Raw genomic sequence first — 14,077 nt, forward strand, 5'->3', positions numbered from 1 at the left:
GTCCTTCGGGCGCGGTGTCGTTCAATGCTTATTATGGGCTGCCTTGCGTCACATGCAACCCGTCAACCCCGATAAACAGATGGTAAACAGGCCTCAAATGTCTTCCAACAACGGATAAGGCAAAGGTTGGAGCGTGAGCCTAGCCTCGGCAACTGCCAATTCAGCGTCTTGGTGAGAGGTCTGTAACACCACCAAGGCGTCATATCCCCCGGCAGGGCAGGCCGCAACTTGCACGACTTGGCCAACGACGCTGTCACTGTCTTCAGCCACACAGACGTCTTGGCCCGGCGAAAGTTCGACAGCTGTGTGTGCGAGGTAGGTGCGTCGCTTTAATGTGCCCCGAAATTGACTGCGAGCTACCACCTCTTGGCCCGGGTAGCAGCCCTTTTTGAAGTTGACCCCGCCTACAGACTCGTAGTTCAACATTTGCGGCACAAAAGCCTCATAGACCGGCTGTGTCACGGTGGCGATGCCGCTGATGACTTCTCCCCATTGCCAGGTCTGCAAACTCATTTCCGCACCTTCTGGTTGAGGTGCATTGACCGGGCTCACCCAGAGTTGACGCTTGGTGGGGCCCGAGGGATAAAGCGTAATGGCGGTGCCGTCCGCCAAGTCAGCCTTGGACCAAGCCTGGTCATGCGTCCCAGCTGTGGTTTTAGTAGCGTCTCCAGAGAGTCCCCAGATGGCGTAGCTGTCCGACACGTCACTCAACTGAACCTTGGCGCGCATCACAAACATCGATAGACGCTTGAGCGTAGGAGCCAGCAGATCTTTGCTGCAAAGCAAAAAGATATCGCCATCTGATGCTTTAAATCCGACGAAGCTGGCCTGCATGCGGCCTTTGGCATTGCAAAAAGCTGCCAAGCGAGCTTGATCTGAGCCCAGCAGGGAGAAATCCTGCGTCAGTTGGCCATGAATGAATTTGGCAGCGTCGGCGCCGTGAAGTCGGATCACGCCCCAATGTGTCAATCTTGCCACCCCGGCAGGCAGGGCGAATGGTGTGGATGCGTTCAGTACGGTCATAGCCTGAATTATCATTCTTCGTTTCATCCAGACAGAGAGTAGGGCCGTGCGCTTTTTCATTGCCGTCGTTTTGGCAGTTGTCGCCTTGGTGGCTTCGGGCTTTGCATGGGTTCAGTCACCGCTGAAGTTGGAATCAACAGTGGTTGATATTCATATAGACGCAGGAAGTAGTGCGCGTGAAGTGGCACATCAGGTGGCAGGCTCGGGAGTGGATGTGTCGGAAGACCTGCTCTATGCATGGTTCCGGCTCTCTGGCAAATCGCGCCAAATCCGCGCTGGCAGTTACGAGCTGAATGCAGGTATCACGCCCCGGACGTTGCTGGAAAAGTTTGTACGCGGTGACCAAGCGCTCAGGTCCGTCACCATTCTGGAAGGCTGGACATTTCGCCAAGCAAGACAGGCCTTGGCCAAAGCCGACGCACTCAAACAAGACAGCCGGGGTTTGTCGGACGACGCCATCATGGCAGCCCTCGGGAGACCCGGGCAACATCCGGAAGGGCGCTTTTTTCCTGACACCTACACCTATGCCAAGGGCAGCAGTGATATGGATGTACTCGGGCAGGCCCTCAAAGCAATGGACAAGCAACTCGAGGCCGCGTGGAGCCTTCGCCGAGCAAACCAGCATTTGCAAACGCCCGAGCAGGCTTTGATTCTCGCCAGCATCATTGAAAAAGAAACAGGCAAGACGGCGGACCAAACGTTGATTTCATCGGTATTTCACAACCGGATGCAAATTGGAATGCGCTTGCAAACCGATCCGACGGTGATTTATGGCTTAGGCGAACGTTTCGACGGCAACTTGCGACGCTCCGATTTGCTGGCGGATACCCCTTACAACACCTACACCCGCAATGGTCTGCCTCCGACCCCGATTTCTTTACCGGGGAAATCTGCACTCATTGCCGCGATTCAACCGGTGTCATCCAAGGCACTTTATTTTGTGGCCCGAGGAGATGGAAGCAGCTATTTCAGCGAATCGTTGGACGAGCACAATAGGGCAGTCGACAAGTACCAAAGAGGGCGCTGAGCCAGAAGTTATGCAGGGACTGTTTATAAGTTTTGAGGGTATCGATGGAGCGGGCAAATCGACCCATATCGATGCTGTCCGGCTAGCGTTCGAAGCCTCGGGCGCCAGAGTCACCTTGACGCGGGAGCCAGGTGGCACGCCGTTGGCGGAGCAGCTGCGGGGTTTGGTCTTGAATGACCCGATGGACGCAATGACTGAGGCACTGATTGTGTTTGCCGCGAGGCGCGATCACTTAAAACAGGTGATTTGGCCCGCATTAGCGCGTGGCGATGTGGTTCTGTGTGACCGCTTTTCTGATGCTAGCTTTGCCTATCAAGGCGGGGGCAGAGGTTGCGCTTGGAGCACCTTGGAGACCCTTGAAGCTTGGGTGCAAACTCCGCCGGTTGCGAAGAACGACGCTACTTTGCCGCAACCCATAAAGCCGCTGTTGACTATATGGTTCGAGTTGCCGGCCACCGTAGCGGCCCAGCGGCTCGCGGGTGCGCGGATACCGGATAAATTTGAATCGCAACCTCAGGCGTTCTTTGAAAAAGTGGCAGAGGCCTACGAACGGCGAGCACAAGAGGACCCTACACGTTTTGCCAGGATCAATGCTGATCAAACAATGGCTGCCGTGCGCTCTGATGTACTGGCAGCACTTGTGACGCGAGGACTGCTGAAAGCATGAACCTTGCACCATGGATTGAGCGCCAGCGAAGCGCCTTATTGAGCCAAAACGGTCACGCTTGGCTTTTGCAAGGTCCGTCCGGACTGGGGCAGTACGCTCTGGCGATGGAGCTTGCGCGTGCCTGGCTTTGCGAAGCGCCGAGCGGGGCAGGGGCGTGCGGCACCTGCGGCAGTTGTCATGCTATCGAGGTGCGAACGCATGCGGATTTGTGCATGCTGATGCCCGAAACCACCATGATCGAGCTCGGTTGGCCGTTGAGTGAAAAGGCCCAAGCCGAGGTCGATGACAAAAAGCGCAAGCCGAGCAAAGAAATCAGAGTCGATGCAATGCGCGATGCAGTGGAGTTCTCGCAACGCACCAGTGCAAGAGGGCGAGGCAAGGTGGTTGTGGTGTTCCCTGCGGAGCAGATGAATCACATAACCGCGAACGCTTTGCTCAAGACCCTAGAGGAACCTCCGGGTGATGTGCGGTTTGTCCTTGCCACTGAATCTGCCCACCAGTTGCTACCCACCATCCGTAGTCGATGTATTTCTCACACATTGCAATGGCCGCCTCTTCAAGAAGCCGAGAGTTGGTTGGCTGGTCAAGCAGTCACTGCTGAGCAAATGAATCTGGCGCTCAAGGCATCCGGAGGCAGACCTGAGTTCGCCTTGACACTGGCGCAAACAGAAGGCGCACTCAATCGGTGGTCCGCCATCCCCCATGCTTTGCGCATGGGCGATGTGAGCATTTTCAAAGATTGGAGCGCGGCCTCTCAGATTGACGCGATTCAGAAGGTTTGCCACGATCTTATGGTGGTTTCTACAGGCGCAGATCCCCGCTTTTTTCCACGTCAAGCTCTACAGGACGTGCGAGCGCCCATGTTTTCTCTGTCTGCATGGTCAAAGGAGTTGTCACAGTCGATGAAGACAATTGATCATCCTTTCAACGCCGGCCTATTGACCGAGTCGCTTGTATCCAAAGCGCAAACCGTCCTAAACTCTGGGGAACCCAAGAGACCATGACCAGTACCCCTACCGCTAGTGCAAGGCCCAGCGTTATCCAGCTTTCGATCAAAGAGAAAGCTGCGCTTTATGCTGCGTACATACCCATGTTTACTGAGGGCGGCGTATTCATACCGACAACGCGCGACTACAGCTTGGGTGATGATGTCTATGTGCTGCTCTCGTTGCCCGAAGACATGCAGCGCTACCCCGTGGCAGGGAAAGTTGCCTGGGTTACACCCGCCAAAGCTGCTGGCGGGAGAACCCAAGGGGTGGGTATTTTGTTCCCCAAAGACGAGAAGTCACGGGCACTCAAGTTGAAAATAGAAGAGATTTTGGGGGCGCATATGGCCTCTGAGCGCCCTACTCAAACGGTTTAAAACTCACGACTCGGAGGGCGTCAGATGTAGTGTTGAGGACGGCCGCGAGTTTCTTGCGGACTTTGCATGTTTACTGATTCCCACTGCCATCTTACGTTTCCCGAACTCGCTTCCCAATGGCCAGATATTTCTGATGCGATGAAGACAGCGCAGGTAACTCGCGCCCTGTGCATCTGCACGACGCTCGAAGAGTTTCCTACGGTCCACGAGTTTGCAGTGTCTCAGCCCCATATTTGGGCAACGGTTGGGGTACATCCAGACAATGAAGGAGTGCAAGAGCCAGATCTTGAGCGTCTCTTGCAATGGGGCAGCCTACCCAAAGTCATGGCAATCGGTGAAACAGGCCTGGACTACTACCGCCTCGGATCCAGAAGCATCTCCGATATGGAATGGCAAAGAGAGCGCTTCAGTGTGCATATCGAGGCAGCACGAAAATTAAATAAGCCACTGGTGATTCACACACGAAGCGCCTCGGACGACACCTTGGCAATTCTTAAGGAAGCAGGGGAGTGCGGTGATCAAAGCAGTGCGGGGGGTGTTTTCCACTGCTTTACGGAAGACGTGGATGTCGCGCGCCAAGCTCTTGATTTGGGCTTCTACATTTCATTTTCTGGAATCATTACCTTTAAATCTGCTCAAAGCATCAGGAATGTCGCCGCCATGGTGCCACTCGATCGTTTATTGATTGAAACCGATAGCCCATACCTTGCACCGGTGCCATACCGTGGCAAGCTAAACAATCCTTCCTACGTTCCTCATGTAGCCCAAGAATTAGCCCGGGTAAAGAACGTGACTATTGAAAAGATTGCAGAGCAGACAAGCGTGAATTTCGATGTTTTGTTCAAGGTGTAACCATGCGCAATCATCCTAAAAGACGTCTCCTCTTGGTTTTAGGCGCTCTGTCCCTTTGGTGCGGTGGCGCTCATGCGGGATCGTATGAGGATTTCTTCAAAGCCATCGAGACTGACAACCCCCTGGTCATCCAGAGTCTCTTGAGTCGCGGCTTTGACCCCAACACAGTGAATCCCAAGGGCTTACCTGCGCTACTGTTGGCCATTAAGTTGTCGGCAAACAAGGCCACGAAGCTACTTTTAGAACAACCCAGCCTTCGTGTTGAAGTCAGATCTCCAGAGGATGAGAGCCCCTTGATGTTGGCAGCATTCGCGGGGGATGTGGATTTGTGTGCAGTATTGATTGCCAAAGACGCAGACGTAAATAAAACGGGCTGGACTCCATTGCACTACGCAGCGACTAACGCCCATATTCCTGTGGTGCGGCTGCTGTTGGAAAACTTCGCCTACATTGATGCTGCATCCCCAAATGGATCCACACCGCTGATGATGGCAGCGATGTACGGCAACAGTTCTGTTGTAAAGCTATTGCTCGAGGCTGGTGCCGATCCCGGTCTCAAAAATAGCAAAGGGCTAACGGCCATGGACTTTGCACGACAGGCAAAAAAAGACGAGTCCATGGAAATCATCGGCGCCTTCGTGAGGGCTCTACGTCCCAAGGGCGTTTGGTAGCTGCTACATCTGCGTGACCATGGTACTTCCAATCGGCTGCTTTAGCGCGCCCCGTAAATTGCTAACGCTGCATTCGCAAGCAACAAGACACGCTGAGAATTCTTCTTGCTGCTGTTGCAATGCCTTTACTTCATACGATGTATAACAAGTTGACCGAGCCGCTTTTGTAAGCATCCACGGTCACAGCCCGCGCATCGCTTGCGGGTAATGCTATCAAAGCTATAGCGAAGCAGACTGACAAAATAGCAGTCTGAGCGGCCCCACGTAGGCGGGCGGCGACCATCAACCACATGTTTTTAGCCTCGGGCGTCTTGCTCCGTTCGGCCTGAATCTGCGCCGCGATCACCCCGGCGTCATCACCAGACAGGGCGCATAGTTGCTCAATAACCGACTCATTCGGTAGGGTTCTTCCCTGTCGGTAATGGGTCATAGCGCCATGAGTAATTCCTATCACCTTTGCAAGTCGATAGTCGGATTCAATATTGGCTTTCGCCTTTGCGCGCTCTAACAAGTCTGCTATTGAAAACATAGCGGGGCCACCTTTCCACGGGTTGAAAATTCAGTATAGGACAGGGGTTGTAGCGTTGCAAGTTGCAGAGCCCCTAGCGTAGGCTAGTGGTCCTGTCGTACATTCCAATCCGCACCGGTTCAGCGGATCAAAACCTTTCCACTCTGTACCCGCTTCCGGTGCCCTACGGGTTCAGCAGTACAGGGGGAAAGGTTACGGAGTGGAATCCATGAGCGAACGAACAGCACACATCCTGCTTGAGAAGCAAGGTAACGAATTCGATGTAAGCACAAACACAGAGCATCCGGGCATCGTCTTTATTCACATCAACGCCGGGGGCTTCCGGTTTTGCCAAGGCATCACGGCCAAAGAAGCGCGAATGATGGGCATGGCGTTTTTTGACGCTATGGACGCCACAGAAGCCGACAAAGCGCAAGCGGTGGAGGCCTGAGCCATGCGCAACACCATCAAAATCACCAAGGCAAAAGCAATCGACGTGCAGGCCCTGAATGGGCGCGTGTTGGTAGTTTTCACATTGAACGGCGCGGAGGCCATGCGCCAAGAAATCGAGCGTATGCCCGCACTACTGGCGGCGGCATCCCTGAGCGCAGCGGCGCGGATGGCAGAGGCAAACCCCGCCTATGAAACAGAACGAGTTGCATCCGTGAAGGTTGCACCCGGCAAATACTTCACCGTGTGGCCATCGGCGGGGCGTGTGGTCCTGAATGTGGATATTTGGGGAATGAGCCTTGCAACAAACGAGGTTGACGTACATACGGCGGCGGCATTGGCAACGGCCATAGAACTTAGCTCCGCAGAGATTGGGGCGGGCGCACGTTGCCACGGCGACCAGTGCGCAGCGGGCCAAATTGCCTGTCCATCCCCCAAGGCTTGCGGGGTTGAAGCATGAGCATTGGGAACCCGTACCGCGCCCGGTTTATGACCCCGAACGCGCTCAAAAAAGACCGGGATTTAAAGTCTCGCAAGCCCCGGCTTATGGACTTAAACACCGTGCATTGTTTGGCCGGTGACAGCCGTTATTTCTCGCCCGTAGAGGATGGGGAATTTTGCGTTGTGGACACGGTGACCCGTGAAAAGGCATGGTTTGAGTGGTTGCCGAGCATGGATGCAGAGGCAGTGCGCCAGACCATAGAGGGCCACTTTGCGGCGGCGGCGTTCCGCATCACTTCGCGCATCTGGGCGGTTTAATGTTGCTGGATTGCCGGGCTAGTGAGCCAGAAATAGCGGCGCATTCGTTGTGGGGTGTTCGCAGTGTGCGAAACCACATCAGCGCCATGTTTACCCGCATCAACACACCGCACACCGGGCAGGAACTGCAAGGCACGTTGAACGGCATAGCGCTGTCAATGGGCGCCAAGCCGTTGCCCGGAAAAATGACACTGCACGGGGCGATAGCGCGGTACACCGACCCGACTTGGTGGCGTCGAAATCTGCGTGTGCAGTTGCTGCGAGAAAACGAGGGCTATGAGCACGCGGCGGGCCATGTGCGCAGGCGTCAGCAATGCTACGTTTCCAACTACGCGGTAAAGGTCAAGCGTGTGCGGGCCAAGGCATCGCGGGAAGTGTTGGAGCGCCTGGAAGTGGTGAACGAGGTGGGCGAGGCCTTCAATCTGGCAGAGGTGGCGGACGGTAGCGTAAGCAACCCGGCCTTGAGGCGCGCTGAATTGATGGTGCGTTGCCGTGGCTTTGAGGAAACCGCCGAACTCATGGGGCACACCGCGCTTTTCTTGACCATCACATGCCCTAGCCGGTTTCACCGTTTCAGCAAGTCGGGCAAAACAAACCCGAAATGGCAGGGCGAAACCCCAAAGGATGCGCAGAACTACCTGTGCGGAATCTGGAAAAAAATACGGGCGGCGTGGGGTAACCGTGGCTTTTTTCCGTATGGGTTCCGGGTATGTGAACCGCACCATGACGGGTGCCCGCATTGGCACATTCTGCTTTTCTTTCCAGCGGATCAAGCCGGTTGGTTTGTGCCCCAGCGTTTCCAAGCAGGGCGCAGGGATTACGGCGCGGGCGCGGTGGGAATTGCCGGCCGTTATGCCATGCAAGACAGCCCCAACGAAGCGGGCGCAGCAAAACACCGGTTCACCGTGGAAGTCATCGAACCAGAGCGCGGCAGCGCAACGGGCTACATCGCTAAGTACATCTGCAAAAACATTGACGGCATGAAGGAAGACGGCGAAGCCGTGGGCCTGGACTTCGCCAGCGGTACACCGGCAGAAGAAGCGGCAAAGCGGGTGCGCACCTGGGCATCTACCTGGGGAGTCCGTCAGTTTCAACCAATCGGCGGGCCATCGGTCACCGTGTGGCGTGAGATTCGTAGGCTTTCAAACCAGATTGAAGAGCCATTGCAGACCCGGCTTTTTGAGGGTGCGCGGGAAGCCGCGGACTCTGCCAACTGGATGGCCTTCTGGCTGATTCAGGGCGGACCCGGTGCGCGTAAAAAAGACCTGAAATTGAAGCCCCTTTACACGGAAGAAGAGGGCGGCAAGTACGGCGACAGCATCAAGCGGGTAACCGGCATTCAGGGCGAGGGCGAAGAACTGACAACCCGTTTGCACACCTGGACGGTGCAGCGGCAAGGCCTAGCGGCGGTGGACGACATAGAGGCAGACCGGAAGCACATGCGCGAACTGTTGCGCAAGGCGTTCGGCGTCAATAGCGCCTATGAATTTGAGCGGATCGGCGAAGCCGAACGCACTTGGACTGGTGTCAATAACTGTACGGATTCGCCCGAAGCGGATGAGTCCGGGGCCGATTTGGCAGGCTTTGAGGCCTACATGGCATCCATGAATCGCGGCGATTCGCCGCAACCGGCACCGCTACGGCACTAGCGGCAACAACAGAGAGTAAATCACCATGAAAGAAGCAACGAAAACCAAGCTGGAAGAACTGGCAGCGCGCGCACCGTACAGCAACACCACAGGCCGTGAACTGGGCGAACTGATCGGGGCATTGTTGGAGGACGCGGAGCCGGTAGCGGAGGCACCAGCGCCAGAAGGCGAAGCGGCCTAATCGTGAGCGAATCCGCCCGTATTGGAGTGGGTTCGTGCCCGGTATGCAACAGCAACCGGGCGCACTTCACCGTATCAAAAAAACAGCTCGTTTGCGTGACCTGCAACACCTGCAACACCCAAATTTTTGCGCGCTCTGACCGTTCGGACGAGCTATTGAGAGCGCGCATAAAGGCACCGGAAACACCGGCACCAGCGGCCACCCAGCAACCGGAACCCGTACAGCAGGAAGAGCAAAAAGCCGTACGGGAAATTGCCCCCAAAACCGAAGAAAGAAAGAGCTTTTTATCATGGTGAAAGTCGTACAAAACCCGCCATTGCCCAACGCAATGCCACCAGACCAAGACACCCACTTAGGCGTAGAAAGCCTGGACCAGATAGGCGGAATGGGTGAAGCCCTGGAAGTGAAGGATTTGCCCGCAGGCCCGGACCCAAGCGAAGCGGCAACACTGGAAATTGCGGCGGCGCTTGAACTGCTACGCGCAGCGGCCCTACCGTTTGCCCCGGACCATGTACAAGCCCCCCTGGCCATGATCTGGACTGACAAGCAGTTAGAGCGCATCGCGGCGGCGGTGGTCGAATTGTGCGAGTTCCACGGGTGGACCGTGGGCGAATTCTTCAGCCAGTACGGCCCCTATCTGAAACTTCTCGCGGCCCTGGGCATGCCTATCCTGGGCACCCTCAAAATTCTCAAAATGCCCCCGCCACAGCAGGCGCAGCAACAGGCGCAGGGGTAAGCAATGGACAACAGCAACCGCCCGGACTTGCGGGCCTACATCGGAGCCACGGGGAGCGGCAAGGGCGTATCAATCCGGGAACACCTGGACAAGCTCAAACCACCGCGGCGCGTGTTTTGGGATCCACTGGGCGAATATGGGCACTACGGCAAGACGGTAACCACCATCAAGGCCCTATGCGAAGCCCTGAAGGCGGATAAGTTCGCGGTTTGCTTTTGGCCTGGGCCCAATGCACAAGAGTTCGCGGGCAAGTTTGACCTGTTTTGCCGCGCGGTATTCAGCGCCGGGAACTGCTTTGTACACATCGAAGAGCTAAACGATGTGACCACCCCCACCCATGCGCCCCCGGCGTGGCGGCGCATCAGCAAGCAGGGGCGGCACCAAGGCTTATCCGTATGCGTGGGAACCCAGCGGCCCGCAGACTGCGATAAGGCCTTTTTGTCGGGCGTCACATACGTGCGGGTATTCACCATGCGATTCAAAAAGGACAAGCAGGTTATGGCGGAATTGCTGGAAATCCCGTACAGCGAAGTGCAAGACCTGTACACCGTCGAAAAAGACAACGGGACCACCGTGATTAATTGCTACGAGCGGGATTTTCGTACGGGGCAGCGCGGGCCAAAAACCATCACTTTGACGCGCAAAAAGTGACAAAACCGGGCGGGGCTACGTAGCGCCTACGTACAGCCCCCGAAGCTATGTAAGTACGGGGTTTGCGGGTTGAATCGGGGCCGTCGAACCCTGACACTTTCAACCAACCGGAGAACCCGAAATGAACGCAGCAAAAATCAAAGACGCCTTGATGACTACAGCAGTTGTCCTGGCCGTTATCTATGGCCTGAATCAAGTCAGCATGACCAAGGGCCTCGTGCAAAAAGCCCTCGCAGGCTAAACCGGCCACAGCGAACAGCAAGCCCCATGCCGGGGCTTTTTCACATCCACCAAAAAGCCCGAAGGCGACACCATGACCCGTAAACTCAAACTACCCCTGATTCAAAACGTAGGCCCTAACCAGCGCGTGACCATCCGTATGCCCCTGGGCGTGACCTATAACAAGGTTGCACTCTTCACGGCGGGCAACATCACCGCGTCATTGATGTCGAACATCGTGGTGAAGATCAACGGCCAAGAGCGCCAACGCTGGAACACCTTCGCCCAATTGCAGGCCCGCAACGCCTACAACCGCGGCGCGACGGATGCCAACGTTTGCGAATTCGACTTTATTGAGCGTGAAGGCAAAGACGAAGCGGCCCAAACCATCGGAGCCATCGCGGCCACGGCAGAAGCGGGCGTTCAGGATTTCACCATCGAATTTGACCTGGGCACCTACACGGTAACCGGCGCAAGCGTTATCACGGGCGTGGCCGAGGTGGACGTACCGAGCCGTAATAAGCTGATCGTTCGAAACCGCTTTTTTCAGCGCGTTTTTTCCGGTGCAACCGAAGAGCAAATTATTTTGCCAAGCGGCTTGAACGGCGAATTGCTGAAGCGGATTTACATTTTCGGAACCCTGACACAAATCAACCATATGCGGGTGCGTCGTGAAGGCGCGGACGAATTCGAGCAGTTGACACAAGCTCAAAACGAGTTTTTCCAACGTACCTACGGCAAGACCCCACAGGCCGGCCTGTACGTGGTGGACTTCACCGAACATGACTTGATGAGCCACATGCTGAACACATCGCAAATCGTGGGGCCTGACGGTAAGCCAACGCCAATCCAAAACTTGGATATCCGCTTGAACGTGAACGCGGCGGGCACCTTCAACATTTACACCGAGTCGATTACCACTAACGACCGCCCATAAAGCGGCCACGGCAGGTAAGGCACCCGGCGCACTTCACCCGTGCGCCGGGCTTCAGTGAATTGAAAAAGGGGCCAACATGGCAAGACAGTATTTTGACGATGGGAGCTACATCGACACCCTCGACGATGGGACGACCATCGGATACAACACGATGGGCGTAGCAGTCAACAAAGTGGAAGCGGACGGGGACTACTTCCAATCCCCAGGCTACTGGACCGACGCGCGGGAATCCCAAAAGCTCGACGCCTACACCCCCCGCGTAGCAGGAGATAACCGCCAGTGGTGGGAACGTGCGGCAGAGTACGGCCTGACCCGTGCCATTGACGCAAATTTTGGCCCGGCAGCAGTCAACAAGACCAGCGCACCGGCCAGCTACGCAGGCGCAAACGGGCGCACCTACCTCAGCGGCAGCGGTGACGGTTCACCACAGCAGGGCGGCAGCATGGTCCCCGTGTTGATCGCGGCGGCGGTTGCACTTTTCGCCCTGGCCTGATATGGACCCGGCATCCTTTGCCCTGGCCTTTGCCAACACGGCGGGCGGGGCGCGACTATTGGGCGGCGTGGGCGGCGGTATCGCATCGCCATCGCCAGCGGCGGGGCCATCGCGCGCAGACCAAGCGGTCTACGGTAACGGCCTGGACGCCAGCGGCTGGAATGTCAATTTCGCCGGGGTCCAAGACGTGACGCAGAGCCAAGACAAAAGCGGCGGAGTCCCTGGCCTGGGCATCACAGGCGGTGTGGGCGCGGTCCCCTGGTGGGCGTGGGCAATCCTGGCGGGGGCCGTCGTATGGAAATTGAAGCAATCGCGCCGATAGACCGCGCGGAGGCGGCGCAGTGCCTGGGCAGGGTCCAAGACCCCGCAGGCATTGCCACACCGGCCAGCATGGCAGCAGCAGGGCAACCCATGCGCGTGACCACCGAGTCGGGCGCTTTGGTGTTTGTCGCCACCAAGCGGGCAGAAGCCCTATGGATTGAAGCGGCGCAGGGGCAGGGCGCGCAGGACTTCACGGCCCTGGGCCTGGAGTTAGCACAGCGCACCGCACAGAACACCGGATGCGATTCGGTGAGCTTTCAAACCGCACGGCGCGGACTGGTAAAAAAAGCAGAACAGCACGGTTTTCAGGTAGTGGGCTGGATTCTCAAAAAAGAGGTTTAAAAAATGGACTTGCTACGCGAAAAACTAAAAGCCCGTGCGGGCCTGAGCGCGCGCCTGATGGGCGGCGGCGGGGGCGGCGGGTCAAGTTCGGAGAACAAGACCGAAACCACAAACATTGATTCGCGTATGGCGGTCCAAGACGGTGCAGGCCTGAGCAACAGCAGCGGCAACACCGTCAACGTGAACAGCACCGACGCAGTGCAGACCGTGGCGAACATGGGCGCGGACACCCTGAAGAACATCGGCGGGGCCATCGTGGAATTGAACAAGACCACCACGGCAACGCAGGCCACCAGTTGGGACAACACGGTCAACGCAGGCGCGAAGCTGATAGACAAACTGATTGACAAAAGCACCACCACAGCGGAGGCGGCTATCAACAGCTTTCAACCGGCAGAAAACAAAGCCAACGACACATCACTAAAGCTGGGAATGATCGCGGCGGCGGGCGTGGCGGCGGTCGTCATTTTGGGGCGCATGAAATGAACAAATTTTTAGAACTAATCACCGTACCCATTGCAGCGGGCGGGCAATCACGCTTTGAACTGTCGGGGGACTATTTCGAGATCATCGACAGCGCATATCCGGTGACCGTCTTGCTAGAGGACCGCAACGGCGCACAAATCGGGCGCATGAGCGGGGCCGAGGCTTCCTACTTTCTGCGGGATACGCCTTACACGGCAATCACCATCGAAAGCGCGAAGGCTCAAACCGTGCGTATCGCGTTTGGCAGTGGTGAGGCAGGCACCCGGCGCACAGCGGGCGTGGTGCAAGTCGTGGACGGAGGAAGGGCACGAACGATTGCCGGGGCCGCATTTATATCAACAATAAGTCAAACATCATCAGCCTCAAATTTTGCGCATGTTCAATTGTGGAACCCTTCGGGAAGCGGAAAAAACTTAATCTTGAAAAGTCTATTCAGCACGGTTGCTGTATCGGGCGTTTCTAACTATCGAGCAACAAACGCCCCCATGGCGGTTTTAGTTAGCAATGGCGTTTCTAAACGAATCGGCGGGGGCGTATCGGCGGCAGAACTGCGCCGAGATTCTTTGGCGTCAGGACTAGCGACGCCAATTCTTGCAGGGTTTTTTATCCAAGCCTCGGCCCCGGTTACCTACAAGCTAGACGAGCCGCTTGTGATTCCACCGGGGCAAGGATTAGTAAACGTATCGGGCGTAAATGGTGACGCACAAAGTACCTTTGAATGGTTTGAGGAAACCATTTAAAA

Annotated in this window: 22 protein-coding genes; 20 read left to right on the forward strand and 2 right to left on the reverse strand. The window is 56.5% G+C overall.

Annotated features, from left to right (window positions below):
- Positions 1-93: 93 nt before the first annotated feature.
- On the reverse strand, positions 94-1,023 hold the full coding sequence (gene ygfZ, locus RAE21_RS06265) for a CAF17-like 4Fe-4S cluster assembly/insertion protein YgfZ (protein WP_313880625.1): 930 nt from the start codon (positions 1,021-1,023) through the stop codon (positions 94-96).
- 46 nt (positions 1,024-1,069) lie between these two features.
- Between ygfZ and mltG the strand changes: the two genes are divergently transcribed.
- The 6 genes from mltG to RAE21_RS06295 all read left to right on the forward strand — a co-directional run bounded on the left by mltG (position 1,070) and on the right by RAE21_RS06295 (position 5,603).
- On the forward strand, positions 1,070-2,050 hold the full coding sequence (gene mltG / locus RAE21_RS06270; RefSeq protein ID WP_313880626.1) for an endolytic transglycosylase MltG: 981 nt from the start codon (positions 1,070-1,072) through the stop codon (positions 2,048-2,050).
- Positions 2,051-2,060: 10 nt separating this feature from the next.
- The gene (gene tmk / locus RAE21_RS06275) at positions 2,061-2,717 is read left to right on the forward strand and encodes a dTMP kinase (RefSeq protein ID WP_313880627.1); all 657 of its coding nucleotides are present in this window, start codon (positions 2,061-2,063) and stop codon (positions 2,715-2,717) included.
- Entirely contained in the window at positions 2,714-3,721 is a 1,008-nt protein-coding gene (locus RAE21_RS06280; RefSeq protein WP_313880628.1) for a DNA polymerase III subunit delta', read from the forward strand. Before tmk ends, RAE21_RS06280 begins: the two co-directional genes overlap by 4 nt.
- Positions 3,718-4,080, forward strand: a complete 363-nt coding sequence (locus RAE21_RS06285; protein ID WP_313873019.1) for a PilZ domain-containing protein — start codon at positions 3,718-3,720, stop codon at positions 4,078-4,080. The genes RAE21_RS06280 and RAE21_RS06285 overlap by 4 nt, the downstream gene beginning before the upstream one ends.
- A gap of 66 nt (positions 4,081-4,146) precedes the next feature.
- Complete coding sequence (locus RAE21_RS06290) at positions 4,147-4,932, forward strand: TatD family hydrolase (protein WP_313880629.1); 786 nt, start codon at positions 4,147-4,149, stop codon at positions 4,930-4,932.
- 2 nt (positions 4,933-4,934) lie between these two features.
- The gene (locus RAE21_RS06295) at positions 4,935-5,603 is read left to right on the forward strand and encodes an ankyrin repeat domain-containing protein (RefSeq protein WP_313880630.1); all 669 of its coding nucleotides are present in this window, start codon (positions 4,935-4,937) and stop codon (positions 5,601-5,603) included.
- Between the two features lie 130 nt (positions 5,604-5,733).
- On the opposite strand, the gene RAE21_RS06300 is transcribed toward RAE21_RS06295, so the two are convergent.
- Positions 5,734-6,132: a DUF3693 domain-containing protein gene (locus RAE21_RS06300; RefSeq protein ID WP_313880631.1), complete on the reverse strand. Its 399-nt coding sequence runs from the start codon at positions 6,130-6,132 to the stop codon at positions 5,734-5,736.
- Between the two features lie 208 nt (positions 6,133-6,340).
- Between RAE21_RS06300 and RAE21_RS06305 the strand changes: the two genes are divergently transcribed.
- The 14 genes from RAE21_RS06305 (at position 6,341) to RAE21_RS06370 (ending at position 14,075) form a co-directional block, all read left to right on the forward strand.
- Positions 6,341-6,562, forward strand: coding sequence for a hypothetical protein (locus tag RAE21_RS06305; RefSeq protein ID WP_313880632.1), 222 nt, complete (start codon positions 6,341-6,343; stop codon positions 6,560-6,562).
- Between the two features lie 3 nt (positions 6,563-6,565).
- The gene (locus RAE21_RS06310; RefSeq protein WP_313880633.1) at positions 6,566-7,021 is read left to right on the forward strand and encodes a hypothetical protein; all 456 of its coding nucleotides are present in this window, start codon (positions 6,566-6,568) and stop codon (positions 7,019-7,021) included.
- Positions 7,022-7,107: 86 nt separating this feature from the next.
- Entirely contained in the window at positions 7,108-7,320 is a 213-nt protein-coding gene (locus RAE21_RS06315; RefSeq protein WP_313880634.1) for a hypothetical protein, read from the forward strand.
- Between the two features lie 86 nt (positions 7,321-7,406).
- Complete coding sequence (locus RAE21_RS06320) at positions 7,407-8,969, forward strand: replication endonuclease (RefSeq protein ID WP_313880635.1); 1,563 nt, start codon at positions 7,407-7,409, stop codon at positions 8,967-8,969.
- A gap of 25 nt (positions 8,970-8,994) precedes the next feature.
- Entirely contained in the window at positions 8,995-9,150 is a 156-nt protein-coding gene (locus RAE21_RS06325) for a hypothetical protein (RefSeq protein ID WP_313880636.1), read from the forward strand.
- Positions 9,151-9,152: 2 nt separating this feature from the next.
- Complete coding sequence (locus tag RAE21_RS06330; protein ID WP_313880637.1) at positions 9,153-9,446, forward strand: hypothetical protein; 294 nt, start codon at positions 9,153-9,155, stop codon at positions 9,444-9,446.
- A gap of 32 nt (positions 9,447-9,478) precedes the next feature.
- Positions 9,479-9,886 carry a hypothetical protein gene (locus RAE21_RS06335; RefSeq protein WP_313880638.1) on the forward strand — a complete coding sequence of 136 codons (408 nt, stop codon included), beginning with the start codon at positions 9,479-9,481 and terminating at the stop codon, positions 9,884-9,886.
- Positions 9,887-9,889: 3 nt separating this feature from the next.
- A complete protein-coding gene (locus RAE21_RS06340; protein ID WP_313880639.1) occupies positions 9,890-10,537 on the forward strand; it encodes a hypothetical protein in 648 nt (215 codons plus the stop codon).
- 313 nt (positions 10,538-10,850) lie between these two features.
- Complete coding sequence (locus RAE21_RS06345) at positions 10,851-11,693, forward strand: major capsid protein P2 (protein ID WP_313880640.1); 843 nt, start codon at positions 10,851-10,853, stop codon at positions 11,691-11,693.
- Between the two features lie 76 nt (positions 11,694-11,769).
- On the forward strand, positions 11,770-12,186 hold the full coding sequence (locus RAE21_RS06350; protein WP_313880641.1) for a hypothetical protein: 417 nt from the start codon (positions 11,770-11,772) through the stop codon (positions 12,184-12,186).
- A gap of 1 nt (position 12,187) precedes the next feature.
- Complete coding sequence (locus RAE21_RS06355) at positions 12,188-12,508, forward strand: hypothetical protein (RefSeq protein WP_313880642.1); 321 nt, start codon at positions 12,188-12,190, stop codon at positions 12,506-12,508.
- Positions 12,481-12,849, forward strand: a complete 369-nt coding sequence (locus RAE21_RS06360; protein WP_313880643.1) for a hypothetical protein — start codon at positions 12,481-12,483, stop codon at positions 12,847-12,849. Before RAE21_RS06355 ends, RAE21_RS06360 begins: the two co-directional genes overlap by 28 nt.
- A 3-nt stretch (positions 12,850-12,852) precedes the next feature.
- Positions 12,853-13,335, forward strand: coding sequence for a hypothetical protein (locus RAE21_RS06365; RefSeq protein ID WP_313880644.1), 483 nt, complete (start codon positions 12,853-12,855; stop codon positions 13,333-13,335).
- Entirely contained in the window at positions 13,332-14,075 is a 744-nt protein-coding gene (locus RAE21_RS06370; protein WP_313880645.1) for a hypothetical protein, read from the forward strand. Before RAE21_RS06365 ends, RAE21_RS06370 begins: the two co-directional genes overlap by 4 nt.
- Positions 14,076-14,077: the final 2 nt, after the last annotated feature.

Origin of the sequence: Rhodoferax potami (assembly GCF_032193765.1) — a bacterium.
GTDB classification, from domain to species: domain Bacteria; phylum Pseudomonadota; class Gammaproteobacteria; order Burkholderiales; family Burkholderiaceae_C; genus Allorhodoferax; species Allorhodoferax potami.

What these genes read in the sequence shown, in the direction of transcription:
- ygfZ (WP_313880625.1), bottom strand. Translation starts at nt 1,023, where the DNA reads ATGACCGTACTGAACGCATCCACACCATTCGCCCTGCCTGCCGGGGTG.
- tmk (WP_313880627.1), top strand. Translation starts at nt 2,061, where the DNA reads ATGCAGGGACTGTTTATAAGTTTTGAGGGTATCGATGGAGCGGGCAAA.
- RAE21_RS06280 (WP_313880628.1), top strand. Translation starts at nt 2,714, where the DNA reads ATGAACCTTGCACCATGGATTGAGCGCCAGCGAAGCGCCTTATTGAGC.
- RAE21_RS06285 (WP_313873019.1), top strand. Translation starts at nt 3,718, where the DNA reads ATGACCAGTACCCCTACCGCTAGTGCAAGGCCCAGCGTTATCCAGCTT.
- RAE21_RS06290 (WP_313880629.1), top strand. Translation starts at nt 4,147, where the DNA reads ATGTTTACTGATTCCCACTGCCATCTTACGTTTCCCGAACTCGCTTCC.
- RAE21_RS06295 (WP_313880630.1), top strand. Translation starts at nt 4,935, where the DNA reads ATGCGCAATCATCCTAAAAGACGTCTCCTCTTGGTTTTAGGCGCTCTG.
- RAE21_RS06300 (WP_313880631.1), bottom strand. Translation starts at nt 6,132, where the DNA reads ATGTTTTCAATAGCAGACTTGTTAGAGCGCGCAAAGGCGAAAGCCAAT.
- RAE21_RS06305 (WP_313880632.1), top strand. Translation starts at nt 6,341, where the DNA reads ATGAGCGAACGAACAGCACACATCCTGCTTGAGAAGCAAGGTAACGAA.
- RAE21_RS06310 (WP_313880633.1), top strand. Translation starts at nt 6,566, where the DNA reads ATGCGCAACACCATCAAAATCACCAAGGCAAAAGCAATCGACGTGCAG.
- RAE21_RS06315 (WP_313880634.1), top strand. Translation starts at nt 7,108, where the DNA reads ATGGACTTAAACACCGTGCATTGTTTGGCCGGTGACAGCCGTTATTTC.
- RAE21_RS06320 (WP_313880635.1), top strand. Translation starts at nt 7,407, where the DNA reads ATGTTTACCCGCATCAACACACCGCACACCGGGCAGGAACTGCAAGGC.
- RAE21_RS06325 (WP_313880636.1), top strand. Translation starts at nt 8,995, where the DNA reads ATGAAAGAAGCAACGAAAACCAAGCTGGAAGAACTGGCAGCGCGCGCA.
- RAE21_RS06335 (WP_313880638.1), top strand. Translation starts at nt 9,479, where the DNA reads ATGCCACCAGACCAAGACACCCACTTAGGCGTAGAAAGCCTGGACCAG.
- RAE21_RS06340 (WP_313880639.1), top strand. Translation starts at nt 9,890, where the DNA reads ATGGACAACAGCAACCGCCCGGACTTGCGGGCCTACATCGGAGCCACG.
- RAE21_RS06345 (WP_313880640.1), top strand. Translation starts at nt 10,851, where the DNA reads ATGACCCGTAAACTCAAACTACCCCTGATTCAAAACGTAGGCCCTAAC.
- RAE21_RS06350 (WP_313880641.1), top strand. Translation starts at nt 11,770, where the DNA reads ATGGCAAGACAGTATTTTGACGATGGGAGCTACATCGACACCCTCGAC.
- RAE21_RS06355 (WP_313880642.1), top strand. Translation starts at nt 12,188, where the DNA reads ATGGACCCGGCATCCTTTGCCCTGGCCTTTGCCAACACGGCGGGCGGG.
- RAE21_RS06360 (WP_313880643.1), top strand. Translation starts at nt 12,481, where the DNA reads ATGGAAATTGAAGCAATCGCGCCGATAGACCGCGCGGAGGCGGCGCAG.
- RAE21_RS06365 (WP_313880644.1), top strand. Translation starts at nt 12,853, where the DNA reads ATGGACTTGCTACGCGAAAAACTAAAAGCCCGTGCGGGCCTGAGCGCG.
- RAE21_RS06370 (WP_313880645.1), top strand. Translation starts at nt 13,332, where the DNA reads ATGAACAAATTTTTAGAACTAATCACCGTACCCATTGCAGCGGGCGGG.